General features: G+C 28.4%; 1 protein-coding gene. It reads left to right on the forward strand.

Going from position 1 to position 455, the window contains the following annotated elements; translation table 11 throughout:
• Positions 1 to 455 (forward strand): hypothetical protein (locus ETC00_RS19805; protein ID WP_171567752.1); only part of this gene is annotated, 455 nt, incomplete at both ends.

Genomic DNA, 455 nt, shown 5'->3' on the forward strand with positions numbered 1-455 from the left:
CCTTTTGATGGTGAAACAAAAAAAGCTATCGTTGAAGTTATTCCTACTTATTTAAGAAAGATTTTATCATCGTTGTCAGGTAAAGAAGAAATTGCGTTTGACTATAAAGAAGGTGTGTTTAAAACTGTAAGACAGATGAAAAAAGAATTTGATGATAATAAGAAAAGAACAGCTTTAAGTGCGTTTTCTGATGAAATTAATGAAATTAAAAACCTGAGTAAATCATTCATGTTTGCAAACGTCGAGGATCGTAGAAAGTTTAGTGATGGAATAGAAAAGTTTTTCTTAAAATTAGCTGAATCTGATAAGTTAATAAACCCTAGACCTTATAAGGATAAATATGGGTTTACTGTTGATGAACTTTCAGATCTTTATGACTTTGAAGGTGATATTAATCAATTAAAACTATTCCGACAATTAATATTATCTTTACCTAAATCTCAACAAATGAAATT

Source organism: Brevibacillus sp. MCWH, assembly GCF_013096935.1.
In the GTDB taxonomy this organism is placed as follows: Bacteria; Bacillota; Bacilli; order Brevibacillales; family Brevibacillaceae; genus Brevibacillus; species Brevibacillus aydinogluensis.